Consider the following 23,521-nt stretch of genomic DNA (forward strand, 5'->3'; position numbering starts at 1 on the left):
TCAGCCGGACACGTCTCCCGCACGCGCGACCATCCTGCAGGGGTCCGGTCCGGTCAGGTCAGGCCGCAGGCAAGCCGGCCGTGCCCCGGGCCGCGTCCGCCGAAGCCGTGGTGCTCGAACTCGTCGCCGACTCCGGATCCGGAGTCGGCGGCGGCGTCGATGACGATGTCGAGGGCGATGACGAGGTCGGCTTCGAGTCCGCCGCGGCCGGGTCCTTCACCTTGGCCACCGCCCGCGCGACCACCTGCTGCGTCAGGTCCGGGTCGGTGCTGCCGAAGCCGGTGTCGGCCACGTACAGCAGGGTGCTGCCGACCCGCACCAGCACCAGGTCCACCTGCGCCGGCAGGTCGTCCACATCGGCGACGATGCGGATCGCCCCGCTGGCGTCGCCGGTCTGCGGGAAGGCCAGCGGGGTGACCAGGAAGTCGTAGCTGCTGCCGTCCTTATCCGTCTCCGTGAGCTTCGTGCAGCTGTGCATCGCCTCGGTGACCGAGTCCAGCAGCTTCTGCGCGGCCTCGGAGGTGGCGAAGCCGGCCAGGCCGGTGGCGATGTTCGGGCCGAACTGGGAGCGGGTGAAGGAGGCGTCGGCGGAGGCCAGGGCGCCGGCCGGATGGTCCTGGCTGTTCATCAGGTCCGTCATCGGCCGGCAGTCCGGCTCGGTGGAGGACATGACGCCGTTGGCGTCGTCGGTGTCGTCGTCGGCGACGAAGCCGGCCGGCATGTCGGCCAGGGTGAGCAGCCGGGCCTGGAGCGCGGCGGCGGTCGGCGCCGGCGGCGAGGCGGGCGCGGTCGGGGTGGTGGGGGTGGAGGGGCCGGCCGGGTGCGGCGCGGCGGCAGGTCTCGCGGCGCTCTTGGAGGGGCCGCAGCCGGCCGCAGCGCCGAGGGCCAGGAGCGCGGCGGCCGCCAGGGCCGCCGATCGGTCACGCGCCATACTTCATCGTCCGCCGGGTCAAGGTCGCCGCCAGGGCGCCCCGCGTCGTGCGGTCACCCCAGTCGGTCACGTCTGGTCACTCTTCCGGAGCAGTGGTCACCACGACACCCTCGGGTGTCAGGGCGACTGTGTGCTCCCAGTGTGCCGCCGGGGAGCCGTCCTTCGCCACGACCGTCCAGTCGTCGGCGAGGACCCGGGTCTTGTTCTTGCCCAGGGTGAGCATCGGCTCGATGGCGATCGCCATGCCGGTGGCCAACACCGTGTGCTCGCCGCGGACCGGGTAGTTGAACACCATCGGGGCCATGTGCATGGCCGAGCCGATGCCGTGGCCGCCGTAGTCGCGGACGATGCCGTAGCGGCGGGGCTGGGAGCGGGTGTAGCCGTCGATCGCGGTGGAGACGTCGTTGAGCGCGACGCCCTCCTTGACCGCGTTGATGCCGGCCCACATGGCCTGCTCGGTGACCCGGGAGAGCTCGGCCAGTTCCGCGGCGACCTCCCCGACCGGGACGGTGATCGCGGCGTCCGCGTGCCAGCCCCGGGTGTTCCAGCGGCCGGTGGCGGCCTGCGCGGGGTCGGCGGGGATGATCGCGCCGCAGTCGATGGAGATCAGGTCCCCCTCGCGCAGCACGCGCGAGCCGGGGATGCCGTGCACGATCTCCTCGTTGACCGAGGCGCAGATCGAGCCGGGGAAGTCGCCGTAGCCCAGGAACGACGGAGCGGCGCCGAGCGAGCGGATGGACTCCTCGGCGATCCGGTCCAGCTCACCGGTGGTGATGCCCGGCCGGACCGCCGAGCGCAGCAGCGCCAGCGTCCGCGAGACGACCTTGCCCGCCTGCTTCATGGCCTCGAACTGCTCGGAGGTCTTCAGCTCGATCAGGCCGTCGTCGTCGCCGTGGGCGTGCATGTGTGGGATTTCCTTCGGGACTGCGGGAGGGGGCCGGCCGGTGTGGCTCAGCCGCGGGCGGCGTCGACCGCCGCGAAGGCGCGCCGGGTGATGACGTCGACCTCGCCGGTGGCGTCGATCGTGGTCAGCACACCCTGCTCGCGGTAGTAGTCGATGATCGGGGCGGTCTCGGCGGCGTAGACCTCCAGGCGGGTGCGCACCACGTCCTCGGCGTCGTCCGAGCGCTGGTAGAGCTCGCCGCCGCAGATGTCGCACTTGTCGCCGGCCGCCGAGGGGCTGTAGTCGACGTGGAAGATGTGCCCGGAGTCGTTGCGGCACAGCCGGCGGCCGGAGATCCGCTTGATCACCTCGTTGTTGTCGACCTCCAGGTCGAGCACCACGTCCAGGTAGGCCTTGCCGACCGAGGGCGTGACGCCGTTGTCGGCCAGGATCTTGTCCAGCTCCTCGGCCTGGGCGACGTTGCGCGGGAAGCCGTCGAGCAGGAAGCCGTCGGCCGCGTCCGGCTGCGAGAGCCGGTCGCGGACGATGTCTATCGTGAGCTCGTCCGGGACCAACTGTCCGGCGTCCAGGTACTCCTTGGCCTGCACGCCGAGCGGGGTGCCCTGCGAGATGTTCATCCGGAAGATGTCGCCCGTGCTGATCTTCGGGACACCCAGGTGGCCGGCGATGAACGAGGCCTGGGTGCCCTTGCCCGCCCCCGGCGGTCCGACGAGAACGATACGCACTAGATGAGGAACCCTTCGGCGTCGATGGGACGGACGGCCCGGTGCCGCCCGCGTCGGGTGAGGCGCGTCGACGCCGTCGTCATCACCGCCGTCACCGCAGGAAGCCTTCGTAGTTGTGCTGCTGGAGCTGGGACTCGATCTGCTTCACCGTCTCCAGGCCGACACCCACCATGATCAGGATAGTCGTGCCACCGAACGGGAACTTTCCGCTGGCGTGCAGCTCGGCCAGGGCGATCATCGGGATGATCGCGATCACCGACAGGTACAGGGCACCGGGCCAGGTGACGCGGGTCGAGACGTACTGCAGGTACTCGGCGGTCGGCTTGCCGGCGCGGATGCCGGGGATGAAGCCGCCGTACTTCTTCATGTTGTCCGCGATCTCGTCGGGGACGAAGGTGATCGAGACGTAGAAGAAGGCGAAGCCCAGGATCAGCAGGAAGTACGTGATGGAGTACGTCAGCGAGTAGCCGTTGGTGGTCATCCCGAACTCGCGGTTCACCCAGTGCGCCCATCCCTTCTGGGCGTTCGGGTTCGTGAAGTTCGCGACCATCAGCGGCAGCTGCAGCAGCGATGAGGCGAAGATGACCGGGATGACGCCGGCCTGGTTCACCTTCATCGGGATGTAGGTCGAGGACCCGCCGTACATGCGTCTGCCGACCATGCGCTTGGCGTACTGCACCGGGATGCGCCGCTGGCCCTGTTCGACGAAGACCACCGCGCCGACCATGATCATGCCCATCAGCAGCACGCCGAAGAACACCGGCCAGCCGTCCATCGTGGTGGAGCCCTGCTTGATGGACCACAGCGAGGACGGGAAGTTCGCGGTGATCGAGGTGAAGATCAGCAGTGACATGCCGTTGCCGATGCCGCGGTCGGTGATCAGCTCGCCGAGCCACATGATCAGCGTGGTGCCGGCGGTCAGCGTGATCACCATCACCGCCATGCCGATCCAGTCGACCTTGGTGAAGATGACGTTCGCGCCCTGGCAGCCCGGGCCCAGCAGGGCGGTCGGGTTGTTCTTCATCAGCGTGAGCATCGTGGTCGACTGCAGGATCGCCAGCCCGATGGTCAGGTACCGGGTGTACTGCGTGATCTTCGTCTGACCGGCCTGGCCCTCCTTCTTGAGGGCCTCCAGGCGCGGGATCACCACCGTCAGCAGCTGCAGGATGATCGACGCGGTGATGTAGGGCATGATGCCCAGCGCGAAGATCGACAGCTGCAGCAGCGCGCCGCCGGAGAACAGGTTGATGAGCCCCAGCGCACCGTTGCCCTGCCCGCTGGCCTTGCTGATCCCCACACACGCGCTCAGCGCCTTGGTGTCCACACCCGGCGCCGGAATGTGGGCGCCGAGCCGGAACAGAGCCATGATGCCGAGCGTGAAGAGCAGCTTCTTGCGCAGGTCGGGCGTACGGAACGCCCGAGCGAATGCGGTGAGCATGGTCCTCCTGCGCCTTGACGCGACAGATTGTCAAAGGGTCCTGATGACCGCGCGCCGCGGGCTCTGCGCAGGTACGCGGGGCTCGGAGGGCACACGGGGTCGGGTCGGGGTGATGGCCGACCTGCGCCATCTTACGCATAGCAGGGAGGCGAAGGCGAGCGTCGGGTGGGAGGGTTCGGCGCAGGGTGCTCGCCGGGTTACTGGGGGTCGAGGTGGGGGTGTTCGCGCGAGGGCGGATCGGGGCCCTGTTCGGCGGCCCCGCCGTGGCCGCGAGCGTACGGACGGGCGGCTGGCGCGCATGCCGGCGACGGCTTGACAGCGGGTGATGGGACGCGGGCGGACAGGGGTGCGCTGTGAAGCGCTTACTGGCGCCGGGCCGTGCGGCGAGGGGCCGGACCGTGCGGTCGGCGGCTCGGGAGTCGGTTTGCCAGTTGAGTGCGCGAGGGCTTGCCAGTGCGGGATCGGCAGGGCTGCGCGCGTAGGCGCTCACGCGACGACGAGAAGCGAGCAAAATGCGGCTCGCGAGGCGCTGAACACCCTGCTGGTTCCTCAAATCCAGCCGCACCATCGAGCCAGCGATGCGGCGACCCAGCGCTGCGAGCGGGCAGCATCGCGAAATCCGGCACCTATGCCCGCCCAGCACTCGGAACTGTCCAGCGAGCAGTCCGGCGCCGCGGTTCGGCCCTGCTGCGAAATCCCGTCGAGCACTCCCGCCTCGGGCCCGTACCGCGATCCAGCCGCAGCGAGCAGTCCGACACCGCGGTCCAGGCCTGCCGCGAAACCCCGGCGAACATCCCGACCTCGGGCCCCGCGCCGCGATCCGGCCGCAGCCACCCGGGCCGTACCTATCTATATGAATGTGTTCGCTGTAGGCGCACAAAAAGCGCCGCCCCGGGCCATACGGCCCGGGGCGGCGCCCTGTGCTGACTGTGCCTGGCGGCTCAGATCTCCTCGGCGGAGCCGCCGGCGGCAGCCAGCTTCTCCTTCGCGGAGGCGGAGAAGGCGTGCGCCTTCACCTGGAGGGCGACCGAGACGTCGCCGGTGCCGAGCACCTTGACGAGCTCGTTGTCGCGGACCGCGCCCTTGGCGACCAGGTCGTCGACCGTGACCTCGCCGCCGGCCGGGAACAGGGCCGAGAGCTTGTCCAGGTTGACGACCTGGAAGGTCACCTTGAACGGGTTCTTGAAGCCGCGACCCTTGGGCAGGCGCATGTGCAGCGGCATCTGGCCGCCCTCGAAGCGGACCGGAACCTGGTAGCGGGCCTTGGTGCCCTTGGTACCGCGGCCGGCCGTCTTGCCCTTGCTGCCCTCGCCGCGACCCACGCGGGTCTTGGCGGTCTTCGCGCCCGGAGCCGGGCGGAGGTGGTGGACCTTCAGCGTCATGTCAGTCGACCTCCTCGACCTTGACCAGGTGGCGGACGGTGTGGACCATGCCGCGGAACTGCGGGAGGTCCTCCTTCACCACGGTGTCGTTGATCCGCTTCAGACCGAGCGACCGGAGGGTGTCCCGGTGGTTCTGCTTCGTGCCGATCTTGGAGCGGGTCTGCGTGATCTTCAAACGGGCCATGTCTCTCAGCTCCCCACACCGGCGCGGGCGCGCAGGAGGGCAGCCGGGGCCACGTCCTCCAGCGGGAGCCCGCGGCGCGCGGCGACTTCCTCGGGCCGAACCAGGCCCTTCAGAGCCGCCACGGTCGCGTGGACGATGTTGATCGGGTTGTCCGAGCCGAGCGACTTGCTCAGCACGTCGTGGACGCCCGCGCACTCCAGCACGGCGCGCACCGGGCCGCCGGCGATGACGCCGGTACCGGGGGCGGCCGGCTTCAGGAGAACGACGCCGGCGGCGCGCTCGCCCTGAATCGGGTGCGGGATCGTGCCCTGGATGCGCGGGACCTTGAAGAAGTTCTTCTTGGCCTCCTCGACACCCTTGGCGATCGCGTCGCGGACTTCCTTCGCCTTGCCGTAGCCCACGCCCACGGTGCCCTCGCCGTCGCCGACGATCACCAGAGCGGTGAAGCTGAAGCGGCGGCCACCGCGCACGACCTTGGCCACGCGGTTGATGGTGACGACGCGCTCGATGTGCGCCGACTTCTCCACCGGGGCCTGGTCGCCACGACGGTCACGGCGCTCGCGGCGGTTGTTGCCGCCCTCGCCGCTGCCGCCGGAGTTGTTCTGTCCACCGAAGCCGCCTCCGCGGCGCTGCGGTCCAGCCATCAGAGGCTCCTTCCGTTCGTGCTCGTGTTCCTCACAGGTCCAGCCCCGCTTCCCGGGCGCCGTCGGCCACCGCGGCCACCCGGCCGTGGTACTTGTTGCCGCCGCGGTCGAAGACGACCGTGCCGACACCCTTGGCCTTGGCCCGCTCGGCGACGAGCTTGCCCACTTCCTTGGCCTTGGCGGTCTTGTCGCCCTCGCCGGTGCGCAGGCCGGCCTCCATGGTGGAGGCGGAAGCCAGCGTCACACGGGTGACGTCGTCCACGATCTGCGCGACCATGTGGCGCGCCGAGCGGGTGACCACCAGGCGCGGACGCAGTGCCGTGCCGGAGACCTTCTTGCGGACGCGCAGGTGACGGCGCTTGACCGCGTTGCGCTTCTTCGCCGGACCCTTGCCGATCTTGACTGCGAAAGCCATTACTTCTTCCCAGCCTTTCCGGCCTTGCGGCGGATGACCTCGCCGGCGAACTTGATGCCCTTGCCCTTGTACGGGTCGATCTTGCGCAGCTTCTTGATGTAGGCGCAGGTCTCGCCCACCAGCTGCTTGTCGATCCCGGACACGGAGAACCTGGTCGGGCTCTCCACGGCGAAGGTGATACCGGCGGGAGCCGGGACCGGAACCGGGTGGCTGTAGCCCAGGGCGAACTCGAGGTCCGAGCCCTTGGCGGTCACGCGGTAACCGACGCCGGAGATCTCCAGGTTCTTGGTGTAGCCCTGGGTCACGCCGACGATCATGTTGTTGACCAGGGTGCGCGACAGACCGTGGCGCTCCTTGGCGATCCGCTCGTCGTTGGGGCGCGAGACGACGAGGTTGCCGTCCTCGCCCTTGGCGATCGTGATCGGGTTGACGACCGTGTGCGACAGGGTGCCCTTGGGACCCTTGACGGTCACGTCCTGGCCGTTGATGGTGACGTCGACGCCGGCGGGAACCGGGATCGGCAGCCGTCCAATACGAGACATTGCTTCTCCTCCTTCCCTTACCAGACGTAGGCGAGGACTTCGCCGCCGACGCCCTTGCGTGCGGCCTGGCGGTCGGTCAGCAGACCGGTCGAAGTCGAGATGATGGCGACACCGAGGCCGCCGAGGACCTTCGGCAGGCTCGTGCTCTTCGCGTACACACGCAGACCCGGCTTCGAGATGCGCTTGATGCCCGCGATGGAGCGCTCACGGTTCGGGCCGAACTTCAGCTCGATGGTGAGGGACTTGCCCACCTCCGCGTCCTCGACCTTCCAGGAGGCGATGTAGCCCTCCTGCTTGAGGATCTCGCAGATGTGGGTCTTGATCTTGCTGGACGGCATGGTCACCTGGTCGTGGTACGCCGAGTTGGCGTTCCGCAGCCGGGTGAGCATGTCCGCGATCGGGTCGGTCATGGTCATGGTTGGCCGTAGGCCTTCCTCGCCGTGGTATCCCCGCGCTGCTCACACTCTCCGATCAGAGTGCACATACGCGGGGACCTGCGGCGTGTAGTAGTTACCAGGAGCTCTTGGTCACGCCCGGCAGTTCGCCGGCGTGCGCCATCTCGCGCAGGCAAACCCGGCACAGGCCGAACTTGCGGTAGACCGAGTGCGGGCGACCGCACTTGGAGCAGCGGGTGTAGCCGCGCACCTTGAACTTCGGCTTCGCGAGAGCCTTGTTGATCAGGGCCTTCTTCGCCATGTGATCACGCCTCCTTGAACGGGAATCCGAGGAGACGCAGCAGCGCGCGACCCTCGTCGTCGTTGCGGGCGGTGGTCACGACGGTGATGTCCATGCCGCGCACGCGGTCGATCTTGTCCTGGTCGATCTCGTGGAACATCGACTGCTCGTTCAGACCGAACGTGTAGTTGCCACGACCGTCGAACTGCTTGGGCGACAGACCGCGGAAGTCACGGATACGGGGCAGGGCCACCGACACCAGCCGGTCGCAGAACTCCCACATCCGGTCGCCGCGCAGCGTGACGTGCGCGCCGATGGGCTGGCCCTCGCGCAGCTTGAACTGCGCGATGGACTTGCGGGCCCGGGTGACCGTCGGCTTCTGGCCGGTGATCGCCGCGAGGTCGCGGACGGCGCCGTCCATCAGCTTGGAGTCACGGGCGGCGTCACCGACACCCATGTTCACGACGATCTTGGTCAGACCGGGGATCAGCATGACGTTCGGGAAGCTGAACTGCTCCTTGAGCGCCGGGGCGATCTCCGAGCGGTAACGCAGCTTCAGACGCGGCTGCACCGTGGTCTCAGTCTCAGTCACGGTCATGTCAGATGTCCTTACCGGTGCGCTTGGCGTAGCGGACGCTGCGCGTGACGGTCTTCTTGGAACCGTCGGCGAGCGTGCGCTCCTCCTCCACGCGGCGGTAGCCCACGCGCGTGACGACCTTGACGCCCTCGTGCTCGACGACCAGCATCACGTTGGAGACGTGGACCGGGGCCTCGATCGTGATGATGCCGCCGGTCTTGCTCCCGCGGACGGACTGGCCGACCTTGGTGTGCTTCTTGACCCGGTTGACACCCTCGACCAGGACCTTCTCGGTCTCCGGGAAGGCCTGGATGACCTTGCCCTGCAGACCCTTGTCCTTACCGGTGATGACCTGGACCAGGTCACCCTTCTTGATGTTCAGACCACCCATGGCTTACAGCACCTCCGGGGCGAGCGAGACGATGCGCATGTAGCGCTTCTCGCGCAGCTCGCGGCCCACCGGGCCGAAGATACGGGTCCCGCGCGGGTCCCCGCCGTCCTTGATCAGGACGGCCGCGTTCTCGTCGAAGCGGATGTACGAGCCGTCCGGACGCCGGCGCTCCTTGACGGTGCGCACGATGACGGCCTTGACGACGTCGCCCTTCTTGACGCCCGCGCCGGGCAGGGCGTCCTTCACGGTGGCGACGATGACGTCGCCGATTCCGGCGTAGCGGCGGCTGGAGCCACCGAGCACGCGGATGCAAAGGATTTCCTTCGCTCCGGTGTTGTCGGCGACCCGGAGCCGCGACTCCTGCTGGATCACTATCTATCTCCTTCGTCGTGCCGGTTCACAGGGGGCTGCCGCCCAGACGAGCCAGTCGGCAGCTTTCCCTGTGCCTGGCCGAACGGACTGGTTACTTGGCCTTCTCGAGAACCTCGACCAGGCGCCAGCGCTTGGTCGCCGAGAGCGGCCGGGTCTCCATGAGCAGGACGCGGTCGCCGATGCCGGCCGTGTTCTGCTCGTCGTGGGCCTTGAGCTTGGTGGTGCGGCGCACGACCTTGCGGTACTTCGGGTGCGTCTTGCGGTCCTCGACGAGCACGACGATGGTCTTCTCCATCTTGTCGCTCACGACGTAACCCTCACGCACCTTGCGCGCGCCACGCGCCTCGGTGTTCTCCACGGTCTCGCTCACTTCGCCTCCTGAATGCCGATGCCGAGCTCACGCTCTGTCATCAGGGTGTAGATGCGAGCGATGTCCTTCTTCACGGCGCGCATGCGGCCGTGGTTCTCAAGCTGGCCGGTGGCCTGCTGGAAGCGGAGGTTGAACAGCTCCTCCTTGCTCTCACGGAGCTTCTCCAGCAGTTCGGCGTCGCCGAGCTCGCGCAGTTCGCGCGCGGTGGTCCCGGTCGCCATCAGATGTCACCTGCCTCACGCTTGATGATCCGGCACTTGAGCGGGAGCTTGTGCGTCGCGCGAAGCAGGGCCTCGCGTGCGCGCTCCTCGTTCGGGTACGAGAGCTCGAAGAGCACTCGGCCGGGCTTGACGTTCGCGACCCACCACTCGGGCGACCCCTTACCGGAACCCATGCGGGTCTCGGCCGGCTTCTTGGTCAGCGGACGGTCCGGGTAGATGTTGATCCACACCTTGCCACCACGGCGGATGTGCCGGTTGATGGCGATACGAGCGGACTCGATCTGCCGGTTGGTCACGTACGCCGGGGTCAGCGCCTGGATGCCGTACTCGCCGAACGCCAGGTTGTTGCCGCCCTTGGAGGCGCCGGAGCGACCGGGGTGGTGCTGCTTGCGGTGCTTGACCCGCCGAGGGATCAGCATCACGCCTCCTTGGTCTCGGTAGCGGCCGGGGCCGACGCCTCAGCGGCGGCCGGGGCCTGGGCCTGCGGGGCCTGGGACTGCTGGCCGCCGCCACCGCCGCCGTCGCGACGCGGGCCGCGGCCACCGCCGCCGCCGTCACGGCGCGGGGCACGGCGGTCGCCGTCACGGCCGCCACCGCCGCGGCGGTCGCCGCCGTCACGCGGCGGGCGCCCGGCACGGGCCTCCGCGGCGTTCAGCGCGCGCTGCGCGGACAGCGACGTGACGTCGCCCTTGTAGATCCAGACCTTCACGCCGATCCGGCCGAAGGTGGTCTTGGCCTCGTAGAAGCCGTAGTCGATGTTCGCGCGGAGCGTGTGCAGGGGCACGCGGCCCTCGCGGTACTGCTCCGAGCGGCTCATCTCGGCCCCGCCCAGACGACCGGAGACCTGGACCTTGATGCCCTTGACGCCGGCCTTCATCGAGGACTGGATCGCCTTGCGCATCGCGCGGCGGAACGCCACACGCTGCGCCAGCTGCTCCGCGATGCCCTGAGCGACCAGCTGGGCGTCGCTCTCGGGGTTGCGCACCTCAAGGATGTTCAGCTGGACCTGCTTGGCGGTCAGCTTCTCAAGCTTGCCGCGGATGCGGTCGGCCTCGGCGCCGCGGCGGCCGATGACGATGCCCGGACGCGCGGTGTGGATGTCGACGCGGACGCGGTCACGCGTGCGCTCGATCTCCACCTTGCTGATGCCCGCGCGGTCCATGCCCTCCGTCATCAGACGGCGGATCGCGACGTCTTCCTTGACGTAGTCCTTGTACAGCTTGTCGGCGTACCACCGGGACTTGAAGTCCGTGGTGATGCCGAGGCGGAACCCATGCGGGTTAACCTTCTGGCCCACTATCGGGTCCTGCCCTTCTGCGCGACGCCCGCGGTCTCCTGGACCACGATCGTGATGTGCGAAGTCCGCTTGCGGATGCGGTAGGCGCGGCCCTGGGCACGCGGCCGGAACCGCTTCAGGGTCGGACCCTCGTCCACGTAGGCCTCGCTGATGACCAGCTGACCGCGGAGCTGCTTGTTGTTGCGGGCGTTGGCGGCAGCCGACGCGACGCACTTGAAGACCGGCTCGGCGGCGGCGTACGGCGCGAAGCGCAGGGTGTCGAGCGCCTGCTCGACGTCCTGGCCGCGGACCATGTCCACGACCCGGCGCACCTTCATGGCGGTCATGCGGATGTTCTTCGCCTGGGCGATGGCCTCATTGCCCGCGAGGTCCTTGGCCTTGTTCTCAGCCACGGCGCGACCTCCGATCGTCCTTCACGTGACCCTTGAACGTGCGGGTCGGGCTGAACTCGCCCAGCTTGTGGCCGACCATCGCCTCGGTGATGAACACCGGGACGTGCTTGCGGCCGTCGTGGACGGCGATGGTGTGACCCAGCATGTCCGGCACGATCATCGAGCGCCGGGACCAGGTCTTGATGACGTTCTTGGTGTTCTTCGCGTTCTGGGCGTCCACCTTCTTGATCAGGTGGGCGTCCACGAAGGGACCCTTCTTGAGACTGCGCGGCATCTAAACCTCCTCCTAGCGCTTCTTGTTGGACTTGCGGCGGCGGACGATGTACTTGTCGGAGGCCTTGCCCGGCTTGCGGGTGCGGCCTTCCTTCTGACCCCACGGGGACACCGGGTGGCGGCCGCCGGAGGTCTTGCCCTCACCACCGCCGTGCGGGTGGTCGATCGGGTTCATCGCGACACCGCGGACGGTCGGGCGCTTGCCCTTCCAGCGCATGCGGCCGGCCTTGCCCCAGTTGATGTTCGACTGCTCGGCGTTGCCGACCTCGCCGACGGTGGCGCGGCAGCGCATGTCGACGTTGCGGATCTCACCGGAGGGCAGGCGCAGCTGCGCGAAGCCGCCGTCCTTGGCGACGAGCTGGACGCTCGCGCCGGCGGACCGGGCCAGCTTCGCGCCGCCGCCGGGGCGGAGCTCGATCGCGTGGATCGTGGTACCGGTCGGGATGTTGCGCAGCGGCAGGTTGTTGCCGGGCTTGATGTCCGCGCCGGGACCGTTCTCGATCCGGTCGCCCTGGCCCAGGTTCTTCGGGGCCAGGATGTAGCGCTTCTCGCCGTCCGCGTAGTGCAGCAGCGCGATGCGGGCGGTGCGGTTCGGGTCGTACTCGATGTGAGCGACCTTGGCCGGCACGCCGTCCTTGTCGTGGCGGCGGAAGTCGATCAGGCGGTAGGCCCGCTTGTGGCCGCCGCCCTGGTGGCGCACGGTCACGCGGCCGGTGCTGTTGCGACCGCCCTTGCTGTGGACCGGGACGACCAGCGACTTCTCCGGGGTGCTCCGGGTGATCTCGACGAAGTCGGCGACCGACGAGCCGCGACGGCCCGGGGTAGTCGGCTTGTACTTACGGATGCCCATTAGGAAACCGGCCCTCCAAACAGCTCGATGCGGCCCTTCTTGCCGTCACCGGGGTTCGGGTCCACGGTCACGATCGCGCGCTTGGTGTCCTTGCGCTTGCCCACGCCGTAACGCGTGCGCTTGCGCTTGCCCTGGCGGTTGATCGTGTTCACCGACAGGACCTTGACGTCGAAGATCTCCTCGACGGCCTCGCGGATCTGGATCTTGTTCGTGTCCGGGTGGACGACGAACGTGTACGTGTTCTGGTCCAGAAGGCTGTAGCTCTTCTCCGACACCACCGGCTTGATGATGATGTCGCGGGCCAGGACCGAGCGGTCAGCGAACTTGCTGCTCACGCCTCGCTCCCCTCAACTTCGAGGGAGCTCGCCACCGCGGTAACGGACTTCCCCTTGGCGGGACCGGCGACGAACTGGTCGTAGGCGCCCTGGGTGAACACGACGGCGTCGTTGACGAGCACGTCGTAGGTGTTCAGCTGGCCGACGTCGATCAGGTGCACGGTCGGGACGTTGCGGAGGCTCTTGTAGGAGACCTCGTCGGTGCGCTGCAGCACGACCAGCACGTTCTTGTGCTCGGTCACGCCCTTGAGCAGCGCCACGGCGGACTTGGTGTTCGGGGTCGCACCCTCGACCAGGGCGTCCACCACGATCACGCGGCCGTCGCGGGCCCGGTCCGAGAGGGCACCGCGCAGGGCGGCGGCCTTCATCTTCTTCGGGGTGCGCTGGGCGTAGTCGCGCGGCACCGGGCCGTGGACGACGCCACCGCCGGCGAACTGCGGCGCGCGGGTCGAACCCTGACGGGCCCGGCCGGTGCCCTTCTGGCGGTACGGCTTCTTGCCGCCGCCGGACACCTCGCCGCGGGTCTTGGTCTTGTGCGTGCCCTGACGGGCCGCCGCCAGCTGGGCCACCACGACCTGGTGGATCAGCGGGATGTTGGTCTGGACGTCGAAGATCTCGCCGGGGAGGTCGACGGAGACAACCTGCGTCATGTCAGGCTCCCTTCTTGACCGAGGTCTTGACCAGGACCAGCCCGCCGTTGGGGCCGGGGATGGCACCCTTGACGAGGATCAGGCCCTTCTCGGCGTCCACGGCCTGGACGGTGAGGTTCTGGACGGTCACGCGCGCCGAGCCCATCCGACCGGCCATGCGCACGCCCTTGAAGACGCGACCGGGGGTCGCGCAGGCGCCGATGGAACCGGGCGAGCGGTGCTTGCGCTGCACGCCGTGGCCCGCGCCGAGGCCCCGGAAGTTGTGGCGCTTCATGACACCGGCGAAGCCGTGGCCCTTGGAGGTGCCGGAGACGTCCACGATCTGACCCTGCGTGAAGGTCTCGGCGGTGATCTCCTGGCCCAGGGAGTACTCGGCGGCGTCGGTGGTGCGGATCTCCACGGTGTAGCGGCGCGGCGTCACGCCGGCCTTCGCGAAGTGTCCGGCCTCGGGCTTGGTCACCTTGGTCGGCTTCACGGCACCGTAGGCGATCTGCACGGCCTCGTAGCCGTCGATCTCCTGCTTGCGGATCTGCGTCACGACGCACGGCCCGGCCTTGACGACGGTCACCGGGACGACCCGGTTGTTCTCGTCCCAGACCTGGGTCATGCCGAGCTTCTCGCCCAGGACGCCCTTAATCTGCTTTCCCATGTGCCGGCCGCCTAGAGCTTGATCTCGATGTCGACGCCCGCCGGCAGGTCGAGACGCATCAGCGAGTCAACCGTCTTCGGGGTCGGGTCGAGGATGTCGATGAGTCGCTTGTGCGTGCGCATCTCGAAGTGCTCGCGCGAGTCCTTGTACTTGTGCGGCGAGCGGATGACGCAGTACACGTTCTTCTCAGTCGGCAGCGGCACCGGGCCGGCGACCTGCGCACCAGTGCGGATCACGGTCTCGACGATCTTCTTCGCCGAGGAGTCGATCACCTCGTGGTCGTAGGCCTTGAGCCTGATGCGGATCTTCTGTCCCGCCATGGCTGCTTGGTTCCTTATCCTTCGTCATTCTTGGACCTGTTGTCCGGCGTCTGCGTCGGCCGACCCCGATCGGTGCCGGGGACTGCTCGCATCAACGCGCCCGGCGATCAAGGTGGTTGTGGACCCACCCGACCACCGGGTTTGCCGCGTTCCACAGCCTGTGTGTCCCGCGAAGCTTGTCGTGCTTGTCCCGCGTTGTCCGGTCCACGCGGTCGGGCGTGTCGCCCGGTGGAGCGTGGCGATCCCGTAGGCGCGACTCATCGCCTCGCCTGCAGAATCGGATTCCGCGAGAACGTGCTCTACCAGCTGCGGAGCCCCGGCCGAACCCGGCCTGGAGCCCCCGCGCACCCAGATGCGGGCGCGGACGGTCAAGCAACCTCAACAGTATGGCCCAGGCCTGGGGGTTTTGGGAAATCGAGGCGTGGGCATACCACGCTTCCTTTTTGAGATGTGATATGGAGCACGTCTGCGTAGCCCGGATCTCGGCGGCCCCGTGCTGGTCACGGACCGGAATCGGGCCGGCACTGTCGACATTCGACAGAACCGGCCCGACCTCTCGGCCTCCACCCCGCTCTCAAGCCGCGATCCGCGACTCCCCCGCCACGCGCACCGCTGGCGCCACGGGCCCCGTCGGGTACTCCTGGTACTCCACCGCGTTGGCCGCCCGGGCCGTGAGCCAGTTGAAGAAGCCGGCCACCATCTTGCGGGTCAGCATCTTGTAGGCCTTGTTGCGGCCGGCGATCTTCTTGGCGTCGACCGGCGCCAGGAAGCCGCCGGCGCCCTTGCCCTGCTTCTGGCCGATCTTGACCGCGGGGCGCAGGACGCGCTCGTAGGCGGCGAACGCCGCGGTGTGGTCGCCGGCGGCCGCCGCCAGTTCTCCGGCCAGGACGTGCGCTCCCATCATCGCCATGCCGGTGCCGCTGCCGCCAGGACCGGCGCACCAGGCGGCGTCGCCGAGCAGGACCACGCGGCCGGTCGACCAGCGGTCCATGCGGATCTGGCTGAGGGTGTCGAAGTACAGGTCCTCGGCCTGCCACATCCCCTTCAGCAGGGCCGGGGTCTGCCAGCCGGCGTCGGCGTAGGTCGCCGCCACGAGCTGCTTCTGCGCGGCGACGTCGTGGCGGTCGTAGGTGAGGTCCGGGGCGTGGAAGACGAAGCCGACGCCGAGGCGCGCCGTGTCCCGGGCGCTGGCCGCCATCACACCGCGGCCGGGGACGTTGTAGATGCGTCCCTCGTGGTCCAGGCCGAGGTCGTTCGGGGCGGTGAAGCCCGCGATCACCCAGCCGAGGTCCCGGCGGTAGCGCTCCTCGGGGCCGAAGGCCAGGCCGCGGACGCCGGAGTGCAGGCCGTCCGCGCCGACCACCAGATCGTAGGTGGCCGTCGCGCCACTGGCGAAGGTGACCAGGATGCCGTCCGCACGGTCGTCCAGGCCGACGATCCAGTCGCCGAACACGTAGCGCGTGTCCCGGCACGTCACCTCGTACAGGATGCGCGCCAGGTCGCCGCGCTCGATCTCGACCTCGCCGCTGAAGAAGGCCGAGGAGAAGGCGACGACCGGCTCCCCCGCACCGTCGATCACGACCTGGTCGCCCATCGCGGTCTCGGTGGCCTTGACCGCGTCGAAGATGCCCATCGCCTTCAGCAGCTTCACCTGCTCGCCGCGGAAGTCGACCGCGCCGCCGCTGTCCCGCAGGAACGACGAGCGCTCGACCACCGTCGCCTCGAAACCGTGGCGGTGCAGCCAGTAGGCGAGTGAGGGCCCTGCGATGCCGGCGCCCGAGATGAGGACGCTGCTGACGTTCTTGGTGCTCTGGTTCTTCCGGATGCCGCTCATGACTTACCCCCTGGATCGACGGGTCCCGCTTCGTGCTGATGAGGCAACTGTACAATCGTCTTGGACGATCGTGCAAGACGATTGTACAAACGTGTCGATCCGCGATTCCCGGCGGCGTGCGGCATACGGTCGCGCCATGGAAGCCGCGTACACCCTCGACGACGCCCGCGCCCTGTTCCCCGACCTGGTCGAGGAGGCCCGGGTCACGCGCCACCCGGTCTACGTCACCGACGACGCCGGGGAGCCGGTCGTCGCGATCGTCGGGATCCAGTGGCTGGAGGAGTGCGAGAAGTTGATGGCCGAGAGCGGGACCTCGGCCTGACGCGGGGCGGCGCTCAGATCAGCTGGAGGCCGTAGCGGTCGGCGAAGGGCTGGTAGCGCCGCTTGTCCAGAGTGGCCAGCGGCAGTCCGTAGGACAGGCAGCCCGCAGCGGTCCAAGCCGCGTTCGCGGGCGGGGTGCGGCCAGCGCGCTGAGCGGCCACCACGATGCGGCCCCAGATGCGGGCCACCGTCTCGTCACCGGGGATCGTGCGGCCGGGATCGAGCCATTCGCAGAGGTCCTCGGCGCGGGAGTGGCCCCACAGCAGGCGTTCGGGCCAGGTCGCCAGCTCGGCGACGGCGGGGAACGGCAGGAGCACCGTGCAGCCGGCGAACTCGCCGAGCGTGCGGTCCGCCGTGAACCAGCGGGACGCCAGGTCGGCGTCGGCGGCGACCAGGTCCGGGACGGGACGCTCACCGATCGCGGCGATCGCGTCCGGGGCGAGGTGCGCACCGTTCGCGGCGGCCACCTCCGGCCCCGGCACCGGCCGATCGGCATCGGCACCGTCGCCGTCATCACCGCCGTCTCCATCGGGAGGCCCATCGTCAGGACACTGACCGCCCGCCGCAGCCGCATCGGCCGCGAAGTACTCGCCGGCCGAATCCACGGCGGCCCATCCCCATCCCCCGTGCCGCCCCAGCACCTGCTCCACCGTCAACCAGCGCGACGCCAGCTCCGCGCCGGAGAACTCATTCTCCTCAGCCGACATGGTGCCTCCGTTCCTCGTGCAGCCACGCGAGGAACGCCTCGCGCTCGCGCTCCGAGGCGAACAGCGTCGGCCACTGGGCCAACTCCTCCAGCGTCAGGGGCCTGACACCGGCCGTGCGCACCCTGCGGTCGAGATCGTTCCTGCGGAGCGGCTGGATCCGGGCCAGCCACGCGTCGAAGGTCTCGCCGGGCAACGGTGGATACTGCACACCTACCTCCGAAGTTCGGGGAATTACATCTAGTTAATGCCCCGGGTGCCGCTCAGCAGCGTGAGCCGCACAGGAAATTCACTCGAAAGTAGAAAGGGAAGGCCCCCGGAGCCGAAGCTCCAGGGGCCTTCCCGGTGGTGCCGCTCTGTGGCCTCGCGGCCGCAGGGTCCTTACTTCGTGATCTTCACAACGCGGCCGGCGCCGACGGTGCGGCCACCCTCACGGATGGCGAACCGCAGGCCGTCCTCCATGGCGATCGGCTGGATCAGCGCGACCGACATCTCGGTGTTGTCGCCCGGCATGACCATCTCGGTGCCCTCGGGGAGGGTCACGACGCCGGTCACGTCGGTCGTCCGGAAGTAGAACTGCGGACGGTAGTTGTTGAAGAACGGCGTGTGCCGGCCACCCTCGTCCTTGGACAGGATGTAGACGTTCGCCTCGAAGTCGGTGTGCGGGGTGGTCGTGCCCGGCTTGATCACGACCTGGCCGCGCTCGACGTCGTCGCGCTTGATGCCGCGGAGCAGCAGACCGACGTTCTCGCCGGCCTGGCCCTCGTCGAGCAGCTTGCGGAACATCTCGACACCGGTGACCGTGGTGGTCTGCTTCTCGTTGCGGATGCCGATGATGTCGACGGTCTCGTTGACCTTGACGATGCCGCGCTCGATACGACCGGTGACGACGGTGCCACGACCGGTGATCGTGAAGACGTCCTCGATCGGCATCAGGAACGGCTTGTCGATCTCGCGCTCCGGCTGCGGGATCGCGGTGTCGACGGCCTCCATGAGCTCCAGGAGCTTGGCGGTCCACTCGGCGTCGCCCTCCAGCGCCTTCAGCGCCGAGACGCGGATGACCGGCAGGTCGTCGCCCGGGAACTCGTACTCGGAGAGCAGCTCGCGCACCTCGAGCTCGACGAGCTCCAGGATCTCCTCGTCGTCCACCATGTCCGACTTGTTCAGCGCGACCACGATGTAGGGCACGCCGACCTGGCGGGCCAGGAGCACGTGCTCCTTCGTCTGCGGCATCGGGCCGTCGGTGGCGGCCACGACCAGGATGGCGCCGTCCATCTGCGCCGCACCGGTGATCATGTTCTTGATGTAGTCCGCGTGACCGGGGCAGTCGACGTGCGCGTAGTGGCGCTTGTCGGTCTGGTACTCGACGTGCGCGATCGAGATGGTGATACCGCGCTGACGCTCTTCGGGCGCCTTGTCGATCTGGTCGAACGGGGTGTAGGGGTTCAGGTCCGGGTGTGCGTCGTGCAGAACCTTGGTGATGGCCGCGGTCAGCGTCGTCTTCCCGTGGTCGATGTGACCGATGGTGCCGATGTTGACGTGCGGCTTGTTCCGCTCGAACTTCGCCTTCGCCACGTTGTCCTCCTGTGGACTTTGGTGAGGTGCGCCCCGGGGATGGATTCCGCCGGCGGCGTTTCTACGGATTCTCAGGACGGCCTGGGTTGGCCATGACCGTCCCGACGGCTTGGGCTACTCGCCGCGCGCCTTCTTGACGATCTCCTCCGCCACGTTCCGGGGAACCTCGGCGTAGGAGTCGAACTGCATGCTGTACGAGGCACGGCCGGACGTCTTCGACCGGAGGTCGCCGACGTAGCCGAACATCTCGCTCAGCGGGACCAGGGCCTTGACGACCCGGGAGCCGAACCGCTCCTCCATGGCCTGGATCTGGCCACGGCGGGAGTTCAGGTCGCCGATCACGTCGCCCATGTAGTCCTCGGGCGTGGTGACCTCGACCGCCATCATCGGCTCCAGCAGCGCCGGGTCGGCCTTGCGGGCCGCTTCCTTGAACGCCATGGAGCCGGCGACCTTGAACGCCATTTCCGAGGAGTCGACCTCGTGGTACTTGCCGTCGAGCAGCGTCACCTTGACACCGGTCAGCGGGAAGCCGGCGAGCACGCCGAACTCCATCGCGTCCTGGCAGCCGGCGTCCACCGAGGGGATGTACTCCTTGGGGATGCGGCCACCGGTGACGGCGTTGACGAACTCGTAGCCCTCGGCACCCGGCTCGCCGTCCGCAAGCGGCTCCAGCGAGATGATGACGGAGGCGTACTGGCCCGAACCACCGGTCTGCTTCTTGTGCGTGTACTCGACCTTCGGCACCGCGCGACGGATGGTCTCGCGGTAGGCCACCTGGGGCTTGCCGACGTTCGCCTCGACCTTGAACTCGCGGCGCATGCGGTCCACCAGGATCTCCAGGTGGAGCTCGCCCATGCCGGAGATGACGGTCTGGCCGGTCTCCTCGTCGGTGCGAACCTGGAACGACGGGTCCTCCTCGGCCAGGCGCTGGATCGCGGTGCCCAGCTTCTCCTGGTCGGACTTCGTCTTCGGCTCGATCGCGACGTGGATCACCGGGGCCGGGAAGGTCATCGACTCCAGGATGATCGGGTTCGCGGTGTCCGACAGCGTCTCGCCGGTCGTGGTGTCCTTCAGACCCATGACGGCGATGATGTCGCCGGCGCCCACCGACTCGATCTCCTCACGCTTGTTCGCGTGCATGCGGTAGATCTTGCCGATGCGCTCCTTGCGCCCCTTGACGGAGTTCAGGTACGTGCCGCCGGACTCCAGCTTGCCGGAGTAGACCCGCACGAACGTGAGCTTGCCCAGGTGCGGGTCGCTCATGATCTTGAACGCCAGCGCCGACATCGGCTCGTCGTCGGAGGGCTTGCGGTGCAGGACCGTCTCCTCGTCGCCCACCTTGTGGCCGTCGATGGCGTCCACGTCGAGCGGGGAGGGCAGGTAGCGGACGATCGCGTCGAGCAGGGGCTGCACGCCCTTGTTCTTGAACGCGGTCCCGCAGAACACCGGGTTCAGCTTGGCGGCGAGGGTGGCGCGGCGGATGGCCGCGTACAGCTGCTCCGTGGTGGGCTCCTGGCCCTCCAGGTACAGCTCCATCATCTCGTCGTCGGCCTCGGCGATGGTCTCCAGCAGACGCCCGCGCCACTCGTCGGCGGCCTCGGTGTGCGTCTCCGGGATGTCGACCTCGTCGTAGGCCTCGCCCAGCTTGGTCTCGGCGCTCCACACCAGGGCCTTCATCTTCACCAGGTCGATGACGCCCTTGAAGTCCGCCTCGGCACCGATCGGCAGCTGCATGACCAGCGGAGTGGCCTGCAGACGGGTGACGATCATGTCGACGCAGCGGTGGAACTCCGCACCGGTGCGGTCCAGCTTGTTGATGAAGCAAATGCGCGGGACACCGTAACGGTCGGCCTGCCGCCAGACCGTCTCGGACTGGGGCTCCACGCCGGCGACACCGTCGAACACCGCGACCGCGCCGTCGAGCACGCGCAGGGAGCGCTCCACCTCGACGGTGAAGTCCACGTGCCCGGGCGTGTCGATGATGTTGATCGTGTTGTCGACGTCGTCCACCGTCCAGTGACAGGTGACAGCGGCGGACGTGATCGTGATGCCACGCTCCTGCTCCTGCTCCATCCAGTCGGTGGTGGCAGCGCCGTCGTGGACCTCGCCGATCTTGTAGCTCATCCCGGTGTAGTACAGGATGCGCTCGGTCGTCGTGGTCTTGCCCGCGTCGATGTGGGCCATGATCCCGATGTTGCGGACCTTGGCCAGGTCAACGGCGTTGGGGGCCATTTCGCTCAGCTACTTTCTGCGGTCTCGGCTACCGGGGTTACCAGCGGTAGTGCGCGAACGCCTTGTTCGCGTCCGCCATCTTGTGCGTGTCCTCGCGGCGCTTGACGGAGGCGCCCAGGCCGTTGGAGGCGTCCAGGAGCTCGTTCATCAGGCGCTCGGTCATGGTCTTCTCGCGGCGCTGCCGGGAGTAGCCCACCAGCCAGCGCAGGGCCAGCGTGGTGCTGCGGCCGGCGCGGACCTCGATCGGCACCTGGTAGGTCGCGCCGCCCACGCGGCGGGACTTGACCTCCAGGGTCGGCTTGACGTTGTCCAGCGCGCGCTTGAGCGTGATCACCGGGTCGGTGCCGGTCTTCTCCCGGCAGCCCTCCAGGGCGCCGTAGACGATGCGCTCGGCGGTGGAGCGCTTGCCGTCCAGCAGGACCTTGTTCACCAGCGAGGTGACCAGCGGGGAGTTGTAGACCGGGTCGATGACGACCGGGTGCTTCGGGGCAGGACCCTTGCGAGGCATTAGCTCTTCTCCTTCTTGGCGCCGTAGCGGCTGCGGGCCTGCTTGCGGTTCTTGACGCCCTGGGTGTCGAGCGAGCCACGGACGATCTTGTACCGAACGCCCGGCAGGTCCTTCACACGGCCGCCGCGCACGAGCACGATCGAGTGCTCCTGCAGGTTGTGGCCGACGCCCGGGATGTACGCCGTGACCTCGATGCCGGAGGACAGCTTCACACGGGCCACCTTGCGCAGAGCCGAGTTCGGCTTCTTGGGCGTGGTGGTGTACACGCGGGTGCAGACGCCGCGGCGCTGCGGGGATCCCTTGAGCGCAGGAGTGTTGTTCTTCACAACCTTGTCCTGCCGGCCCTTGCGGACCAACTGCTGAATTGTAGGCACTAGGTGCTGGCCTTCCCTTTCCTTCTACGGCTCCGCGGGGGCGACCCCGGGCGCGGAGTGCTACTACCTCTCGGTTTCGCGTCGAGTTCCTGCTGGTTCACCGGCCACGGCCCACCCTCGTCGACTCCACGGGCGTCCTGTCCGGGTACCACCCGGGACGTCCGGTCCACGAGGTCGGGCGTGTCGCGACCTACAGACCCCTGCTGTCTCGGACGACGAGCCGCGCGGTGACCGCGAGCCCGCACCCGGATGGTGCGCAGGCAGGAGTAGCCGGGGGGACACCCCTGGCACGGCGACGAGCCTACCCAGGGCATGCCGGTGAGGTCAAAACGGAGGGAGGGACCTTAGCACCGGACTTCTCCGCCATCAAGGCGGCTGGTCTGTACACAGTCTGTGCGCCGGGCCCACCACGGTCCGCCTCACTGGCGAACCCACTCATTCTCGCATGCCGGACACAGGTCCGTGACCGTTTAACGAGGCGGGTGACGTCAGCCGACACAGGGCTCAACGGCAGGGGCACCGGAGGTATTCCCGCGCCCCACCGGACTCGGCCCGTCACGTGAGCAACAGCGTCAGCACGCCTTTGATTCCGGCGTGCGCCACGAAGTAGTAGTGGAAGATCAGGTAGGCGAGGATCGCCAGGTCCGCCAGTCCCAGCAGCCGGGCCAGGTCCGCGAGCCCGGCTCCGGTCCGGGTGCCCTCGGCCGCCAGTATGTTCCGCTTCGCCCGCGCCCCCCAGCGCGCGGCGAACACCGCGGACACCAGCGCGACGGCTATCGGCAGGTTGTAGAACGGCGTCCACGACGACCAGGCCAGCACCGCGGCCGCCATCGCCGCCACCGCCCGCGGCTCCAGCCGGGAGCCCTGGTCCGGTCCCCCGTACCCGCCGCCCTGCCGCGGCACCGGGCTCGGCGAGGACCGGCTGCCGGCCGCATTGTAGTTGGGACGCCCGACCTCGGGCTGGTCGTTCATCGGCCGTCCGCCTTTCGGGTCACTGGCGACATGTTCCACAGTACCCACGGGGAACCTGAACCACGTCTCATGCATCAAAGGTCTGTAACGTCCGCACAACCGGGGGACCCACATGACCGCCCACGAGATCTTCCAGCAACGCTTCAACGCGCTCGACGTCACCACCCGGGCCGCGTTGGTGTTCCGCTACCGCGAAGGACTGCCTCTGGCACACGTCGCCCAACTGGTCGACCGGCCGGTCCGCAAGCTCGGGCCGCTGCTGGACCGGACGCTGGCAGAGATGTGCGAAGCCGGAGCGCTTCCCGCGTCGGCCGATCCGGCGCCGGCCGTGCACGACGAACTCGACGCGCTGCGCGGCGATCCCGCGCTGTCGTCGTTCAGTCTGGTCTCCGCCGTCCGGGCCGAGCAGAACCGTCGAGGGCTGCTGCGCGGCGGCGTCATGCGCCGCTTCGCCTAGAAGGCCA

General features: G+C 68.5%; 35 protein-coding genes. 2 read left to right on the forward strand and 33 right to left on the reverse strand.

Annotated features, from left to right (window positions below; translation table 11 throughout):
* Positions 1 to 58 precede the first annotated feature (58 nt).
* From ABH935_RS03910 to ABH935_RS04035, 26 genes are all read right to left on the reverse strand, one after another.
* Positions 59 to 931: a sensor domain-containing protein gene (locus tag ABH935_RS03910; protein WP_370376370.1), complete on the reverse strand. Its 873-nt coding sequence runs from the start codon at positions 929 to 931 to the stop codon at positions 59 to 61.
* 76 nt (positions 932 to 1,007) lie between these two features.
* The gene (map, locus tag ABH935_RS03915) at positions 1,008 to 1,835 is read right to left on the reverse strand and encodes a type I methionyl aminopeptidase (RefSeq protein ID WP_370376371.1); all 828 of its coding nucleotides are present in this window, start codon (positions 1,833 to 1,835) and stop codon (positions 1,008 to 1,010) included.
* 47 nt (positions 1,836 to 1,882) lie between these two features.
* A complete protein-coding gene (locus ABH935_RS03920; protein WP_370376372.1) occupies positions 1,883 to 2,560 on the reverse strand; it encodes an adenylate kinase in 678 nt (225 codons plus the stop codon).
* A gap of 91 nt (positions 2,561 to 2,651) precedes the next feature.
* Positions 2,652 to 3,998, reverse strand: a complete 1,347-nt coding sequence (gene secY, locus ABH935_RS03925; protein WP_370376373.1) for a preprotein translocase subunit SecY — start codon at positions 3,996 to 3,998, stop codon at positions 2,652 to 2,654.
* 941 nt (positions 3,999 to 4,939) lie between these two features.
* On the reverse strand, positions 4,940 to 5,380 hold the full coding sequence (gene rplO, locus ABH935_RS03930; RefSeq protein WP_370376374.1) for a 50S ribosomal protein L15: 441 nt from the start codon (positions 5,378 to 5,380) through the stop codon (positions 4,940 to 4,942).
* Between the two features lies 1 nt (position 5,381).
* On the reverse strand, positions 5,382 to 5,564 hold the full coding sequence (gene rpmD / locus ABH935_RS03935) for a 50S ribosomal protein L30 (protein WP_012785176.1): 183 nt from the start codon (positions 5,562 to 5,564) through the stop codon (positions 5,382 to 5,384).
* Positions 5,565 to 5,569: 5 nt separating this feature from the next.
* A complete protein-coding gene (gene rpsE / locus ABH935_RS03940) occupies positions 5,570 to 6,208 on the reverse strand; it encodes a 30S ribosomal protein S5 (protein ID WP_370376375.1) in 639 nt (212 codons plus the stop codon).
* A 31-nt stretch (positions 6,209 to 6,239) separates the two neighbouring features.
* Positions 6,240 to 6,623: a 50S ribosomal protein L18 gene (gene rplR / locus ABH935_RS03945; protein ID WP_370376376.1), complete on the reverse strand. Its 384-nt coding sequence runs from the start codon at positions 6,621 to 6,623 to the stop codon at positions 6,240 to 6,242.
* Complete coding sequence (gene rplF / locus ABH935_RS03950; protein WP_370376377.1) at positions 6,623 to 7,165, reverse strand: 50S ribosomal protein L6; 543 nt, start codon at positions 7,163 to 7,165, stop codon at positions 6,623 to 6,625. Before rplF ends, rplR begins: the two co-directional genes overlap by 1 nt.
* A 17-nt stretch (positions 7,166 to 7,182) precedes the next feature.
* Entirely contained in the window at positions 7,183 to 7,581 is a 399-nt protein-coding gene (gene rpsH / locus ABH935_RS03955) for a 30S ribosomal protein S8 (RefSeq protein ID WP_370376378.1), read from the reverse strand.
* A gap of 94 nt (positions 7,582 to 7,675) precedes the next feature.
* A complete protein-coding gene (locus ABH935_RS03960; protein ID WP_012785171.1) occupies positions 7,676 to 7,861 on the reverse strand; it encodes a type Z 30S ribosomal protein S14 in 186 nt (61 codons plus the stop codon).
* A gap of 4 nt (positions 7,862 to 7,865) precedes the next feature.
* Positions 7,866 to 8,438, reverse strand: a complete 573-nt coding sequence (rplE, locus tag ABH935_RS03965) for a 50S ribosomal protein L5 (RefSeq protein WP_370355848.1) — start codon at positions 8,436 to 8,438, stop codon at positions 7,866 to 7,868.
* 1 nt (position 8,439) lies between these two features.
* On the reverse strand, positions 8,440 to 8,799 hold the full coding sequence (gene rplX / locus ABH935_RS03970) for a 50S ribosomal protein L24 (protein ID WP_370355860.1): 360 nt from the start codon (positions 8,797 to 8,799) through the stop codon (positions 8,440 to 8,442).
* A gap of 12 nt (positions 8,800 to 8,811) precedes the next feature.
* On the reverse strand, positions 8,812 to 9,180 hold the full coding sequence (gene rplN, locus ABH935_RS03975; RefSeq protein ID WP_012785168.1) for a 50S ribosomal protein L14: 369 nt from the start codon (positions 9,178 to 9,180) through the stop codon (positions 8,812 to 8,814).
* A 91-nt stretch (positions 9,181 to 9,271) separates the two neighbouring features.
* Positions 9,272 to 9,550, reverse strand: a complete 279-nt coding sequence (gene rpsQ / locus ABH935_RS03980) for a 30S ribosomal protein S17 (RefSeq protein WP_370355847.1) — start codon at positions 9,548 to 9,550, stop codon at positions 9,272 to 9,274.
* Positions 9,547 to 9,771, reverse strand: a complete 225-nt coding sequence (gene rpmC, locus ABH935_RS03985; protein WP_370355846.1) for a 50S ribosomal protein L29 — start codon at positions 9,769 to 9,771, stop codon at positions 9,547 to 9,549. The genes rpsQ and rpmC overlap by 4 nt, the downstream gene beginning before the upstream one ends.
* A complete protein-coding gene (gene rplP / locus ABH935_RS03990) occupies positions 9,771 to 10,190 on the reverse strand; it encodes a 50S ribosomal protein L16 (protein WP_012785165.1) in 420 nt (139 codons plus the stop codon). The genes rpmC and rplP overlap by 1 nt, the downstream gene beginning before the upstream one ends.
* Complete coding sequence (gene rpsC / locus ABH935_RS03995; RefSeq protein WP_370355845.1) at positions 10,190 to 11,068, reverse strand: 30S ribosomal protein S3; 879 nt, start codon at positions 11,066 to 11,068, stop codon at positions 10,190 to 10,192. Before rpsC ends, rplP begins: the two co-directional genes overlap by 1 nt.
* Positions 11,068 to 11,460 (reverse strand): 50S ribosomal protein L22, encoded by a 393-nt coding sequence (gene rplV, locus ABH935_RS04000; RefSeq protein ID WP_370355844.1) that lies wholly within the window; start codon positions 11,458 to 11,460, stop codon positions 11,068 to 11,070. Before rplV ends, rpsC begins: the two co-directional genes overlap by 1 nt.
* Positions 11,453 to 11,734 (reverse strand): 30S ribosomal protein S19, encoded by a 282-nt coding sequence (gene rpsS, locus ABH935_RS04005; RefSeq protein WP_370337329.1) that lies wholly within the window; start codon positions 11,732 to 11,734, stop codon positions 11,453 to 11,455. The genes rplV and rpsS overlap by 8 nt, the downstream gene beginning before the upstream one ends.
* Positions 11,735 to 11,746: 12 nt before the next feature.
* Entirely contained in the window at positions 11,747 to 12,583 is an 837-nt protein-coding gene (gene rplB / locus ABH935_RS04010; protein ID WP_370376379.1) for a 50S ribosomal protein L2, read from the reverse strand.
* Entirely contained in the window at positions 12,583 to 12,918 is a 336-nt protein-coding gene (rplW, locus tag ABH935_RS04015) for a 50S ribosomal protein L23 (RefSeq protein WP_194914704.1), read from the reverse strand. Before rplW ends, rplB begins: the two co-directional genes overlap by 1 nt.
* Positions 12,915 to 13,568: a 50S ribosomal protein L4 gene (gene rplD, locus ABH935_RS04020; RefSeq protein ID WP_370376380.1), complete on the reverse strand. Its 654-nt coding sequence runs from the start codon at positions 13,566 to 13,568 to the stop codon at positions 12,915 to 12,917. The genes rplW and rplD overlap by 4 nt, the downstream gene beginning before the upstream one ends.
* Position 13,569: 1 nt before the next feature.
* Positions 13,570 to 14,217, reverse strand: a complete 648-nt coding sequence (gene rplC, locus ABH935_RS04025; RefSeq protein WP_194914696.1) for a 50S ribosomal protein L3 — start codon at positions 14,215 to 14,217, stop codon at positions 13,570 to 13,572.
* Positions 14,218 to 14,228: 11 nt separating this feature from the next.
* Positions 14,229 to 14,537, reverse strand: coding sequence for a 30S ribosomal protein S10 (gene rpsJ, locus ABH935_RS04030; protein ID WP_012785157.1), 309 nt, complete (start codon positions 14,535 to 14,537; stop codon positions 14,229 to 14,231).
* Between the two features lie 574 nt (positions 14,538 to 15,111).
* Positions 15,112 to 16,371, reverse strand: a complete 1,260-nt coding sequence (locus ABH935_RS04035) for an FAD-dependent monooxygenase (RefSeq protein WP_370376381.1) — start codon at positions 16,369 to 16,371, stop codon at positions 15,112 to 15,114.
* Between the two features lie 136 nt (positions 16,372 to 16,507).
* Here ABH935_RS04035 and ABH935_RS04040 point away from each other — a divergent pair, with 136 nt between their 5' ends.
* Complete coding sequence (locus tag ABH935_RS04040) at positions 16,508 to 16,693, forward strand: type II toxin-antitoxin system prevent-host-death family antitoxin (RefSeq protein WP_194914692.1); 186 nt, start codon at positions 16,508 to 16,510, stop codon at positions 16,691 to 16,693.
* Positions 16,694 to 16,706: 13 nt separating this feature from the next.
* Here ABH935_RS04040 and ABH935_RS04045 read toward each other — a convergent pair whose 3' ends face one another.
* From ABH935_RS04045 to ABH935_RS04075, 7 genes are all read right to left on the reverse strand, one after another.
* Positions 16,707 to 17,399, reverse strand: a complete 693-nt coding sequence (locus ABH935_RS04045) for a hypothetical protein (protein WP_370376382.1) — start codon at positions 17,397 to 17,399, stop codon at positions 16,707 to 16,709.
* Positions 17,389 to 17,607: a hypothetical protein gene (locus ABH935_RS04050; RefSeq protein WP_370376383.1), complete on the reverse strand. Its 219-nt coding sequence runs from the start codon at positions 17,605 to 17,607 to the stop codon at positions 17,389 to 17,391. Before ABH935_RS04050 ends, ABH935_RS04045 begins: the two co-directional genes overlap by 11 nt.
* Before the next feature lie 170 nt (positions 17,608 to 17,777).
* The gene (gene tuf / locus ABH935_RS04055) at positions 17,778 to 18,971 is read right to left on the reverse strand and encodes an elongation factor Tu (protein ID WP_370355836.1); all 1,194 of its coding nucleotides are present in this window, start codon (positions 18,969 to 18,971) and stop codon (positions 17,778 to 17,780) included.
* A 114-nt stretch (positions 18,972 to 19,085) separates the two neighbouring features.
* A complete protein-coding gene (gene fusA, locus ABH935_RS04060) occupies positions 19,086 to 21,203 on the reverse strand; it encodes an elongation factor G (RefSeq protein ID WP_370376384.1) in 2,118 nt (705 codons plus the stop codon).
* Positions 21,204 to 21,240: 37 nt separating this feature from the next.
* Positions 21,241 to 21,711 carry a 30S ribosomal protein S7 gene (rpsG, locus tag ABH935_RS04065; protein WP_012785149.1) on the reverse strand — a complete coding sequence of 157 codons (471 nt, stop codon included), beginning with the start codon at positions 21,709 to 21,711 and terminating at the stop codon, positions 21,241 to 21,243.
* Positions 21,711 to 22,085, reverse strand: coding sequence for a 30S ribosomal protein S12 (gene rpsL / locus ABH935_RS04070; protein WP_194896225.1), 375 nt, complete (start codon positions 22,083 to 22,085; stop codon positions 21,711 to 21,713). The genes rpsG and rpsL overlap by 1 nt, the downstream gene beginning before the upstream one ends.
* A gap of 555 nt (positions 22,086 to 22,640) precedes the next feature.
* A complete protein-coding gene (locus tag ABH935_RS04075; protein ID WP_370376385.1) occupies positions 22,641 to 23,057 on the reverse strand; it encodes a hypothetical protein in 417 nt (138 codons plus the stop codon).
* Positions 23,058 to 23,169: 112 nt separating this feature from the next.
* Between ABH935_RS04075 and ABH935_RS04080 the strand changes: the two genes are divergently transcribed.
* Positions 23,170 to 23,514, forward strand: coding sequence for a hypothetical protein (locus tag ABH935_RS04080; RefSeq protein WP_370376386.1), 345 nt, complete (start codon positions 23,170 to 23,172; stop codon positions 23,512 to 23,514).
* Positions 23,515 to 23,521: the final 7 nt, after the last annotated feature.

Origin of the sequence: Catenulispora sp. GAS73 (assembly GCF_041262085.1) — a bacterium.
Lineage (GTDB): Bacteria > Actinomycetota > Actinomycetes > Streptomycetales > Catenulisporaceae > Catenulispora.

What these genes read in the sequence shown, in the direction of transcription:
- ABH935_RS03910 (WP_370376370.1), bottom strand. Translation starts at nt 931, where the DNA reads ATGGCGCGTGACCGATCGGCGGCCCTGGCGGCCGCCGCGCTCCTGGCC.
- map (WP_370376371.1), bottom strand. Translation starts at nt 1,835, where the DNA reads ATGCACGCCCACGGCGACGACGACGGCCTGATCGAGCTGAAGACCTCC.
- secY (WP_370376373.1), bottom strand. Translation starts at nt 3,998, where the DNA reads ATGCTCACCGCATTCGCTCGGGCGTTCCGTACGCCCGACCTGCGCAAG.
- rplO (WP_370376374.1), bottom strand. Translation starts at nt 5,380, where the DNA reads ATGACGCTGAAGGTCCACCACCTCCGCCCGGCTCCGGGCGCGAAGACC.
- rpmD (WP_012785176.1), bottom strand. Translation starts at nt 5,564, where the DNA reads ATGGCCCGTTTGAAGATCACGCAGACCCGCTCCAAGATCGGCACGAAG.
- rpsE (WP_370376375.1), bottom strand. Translation starts at nt 6,208, where the DNA reads ATGGCTGGACCGCAGCGCCGCGGAGGCGGCTTCGGTGGACAGAACAAC.
- rplR (WP_370376376.1), bottom strand. Translation starts at nt 6,623, where the DNA reads ATGGCTTTCGCAGTCAAGATCGGCAAGGGTCCGGCGAAGAAGCGCAAC.
- rplF (WP_370376377.1), bottom strand. Translation starts at nt 7,165, where the DNA reads ATGTCTCGTATTGGACGGCTGCCGATCCCGGTTCCCGCCGGCGTCGAC.
- rpsH (WP_370376378.1), bottom strand. Translation starts at nt 7,581, where the DNA reads ATGACCATGACCGACCCGATCGCGGACATGCTCACCCGGCTGCGGAAC.
- ABH935_RS03960 (WP_012785171.1), bottom strand. Translation starts at nt 7,861, where the DNA reads ATGGCGAAGAAGGCCCTGATCAACAAGGCTCTCGCGAAGCCGAAGTTC.
- rplE (WP_370355848.1), bottom strand. Translation starts at nt 8,438, where the DNA reads ATGACCGTGACTGAGACTGAGACCACGGTGCAGCCGCGTCTGAAGCTG.
- rpmC (WP_370355846.1), bottom strand. Translation starts at nt 9,771, where the DNA reads ATGGCGACCGGGACCACCGCGCGCGAACTGCGCGAGCTCGGCGACGCC.
- rplP (WP_012785165.1), bottom strand. Translation starts at nt 10,190, where the DNA reads ATGCTGATCCCTCGGCGGGTCAAGCACCGCAAGCAGCACCACCCCGGT.
- rpsS (WP_370337329.1), bottom strand. Translation starts at nt 11,734, where the DNA reads ATGCCGCGCAGTCTCAAGAAGGGTCCCTTCGTGGACGCCCACCTGATC.
- rplB (WP_370376379.1), bottom strand. Translation starts at nt 12,583, where the DNA reads ATGGGCATCCGTAAGTACAAGCCGACTACCCCGGGCCGTCGCGGCTCG.
- rplD (WP_370376380.1), bottom strand. Translation starts at nt 13,568, where the DNA reads ATGACGCAGGTTGTCTCCGTCGACCTCCCCGGCGAGATCTTCGACGTC.
- rplC (WP_194914696.1), bottom strand. Translation starts at nt 14,217, where the DNA reads ATGGGAAAGCAGATTAAGGGCGTCCTGGGCGAGAAGCTCGGCATGACC.
- rpsJ (WP_012785157.1), bottom strand. Translation starts at nt 14,537, where the DNA reads ATGGCGGGACAGAAGATCCGCATCAGGCTCAAGGCCTACGACCACGAG.
- ABH935_RS04035 (WP_370376381.1), bottom strand. Translation starts at nt 16,371, where the DNA reads ATGAGCGGCATCCGGAAGAACCAGAGCACCAAGAACGTCAGCAGCGTC.
- ABH935_RS04040 (WP_194914692.1), top strand. Translation starts at nt 16,508, where the DNA reads ATGGAAGCCGCGTACACCCTCGACGACGCCCGCGCCCTGTTCCCCGAC.
- ABH935_RS04045 (WP_370376382.1), bottom strand. Translation starts at nt 17,399, where the DNA reads ATGTCGGCTGAGGAGAATGAGTTCTCCGGCGCGGAGCTGGCGTCGCGC.
- fusA (WP_370376384.1), bottom strand. Translation starts at nt 21,203, where the DNA reads ATGGCCCCCAACGCCGTTGACCTGGCCAAGGTCCGCAACATCGGGATC.
- rpsG (WP_012785149.1), bottom strand. Translation starts at nt 21,711, where the DNA reads ATGCCTCGCAAGGGTCCTGCCCCGAAGCACCCGGTCGTCATCGACCCG.
- ABH935_RS04075 (WP_370376385.1), bottom strand. Translation starts at nt 23,057, where the DNA reads ATGAACGACCAGCCCGAGGTCGGGCGTCCCAACTACAATGCGGCCGGC.
- ABH935_RS04080 (WP_370376386.1), top strand. Translation starts at nt 23,170, where the DNA reads ATGACCGCCCACGAGATCTTCCAGCAACGCTTCAACGCGCTCGACGTC.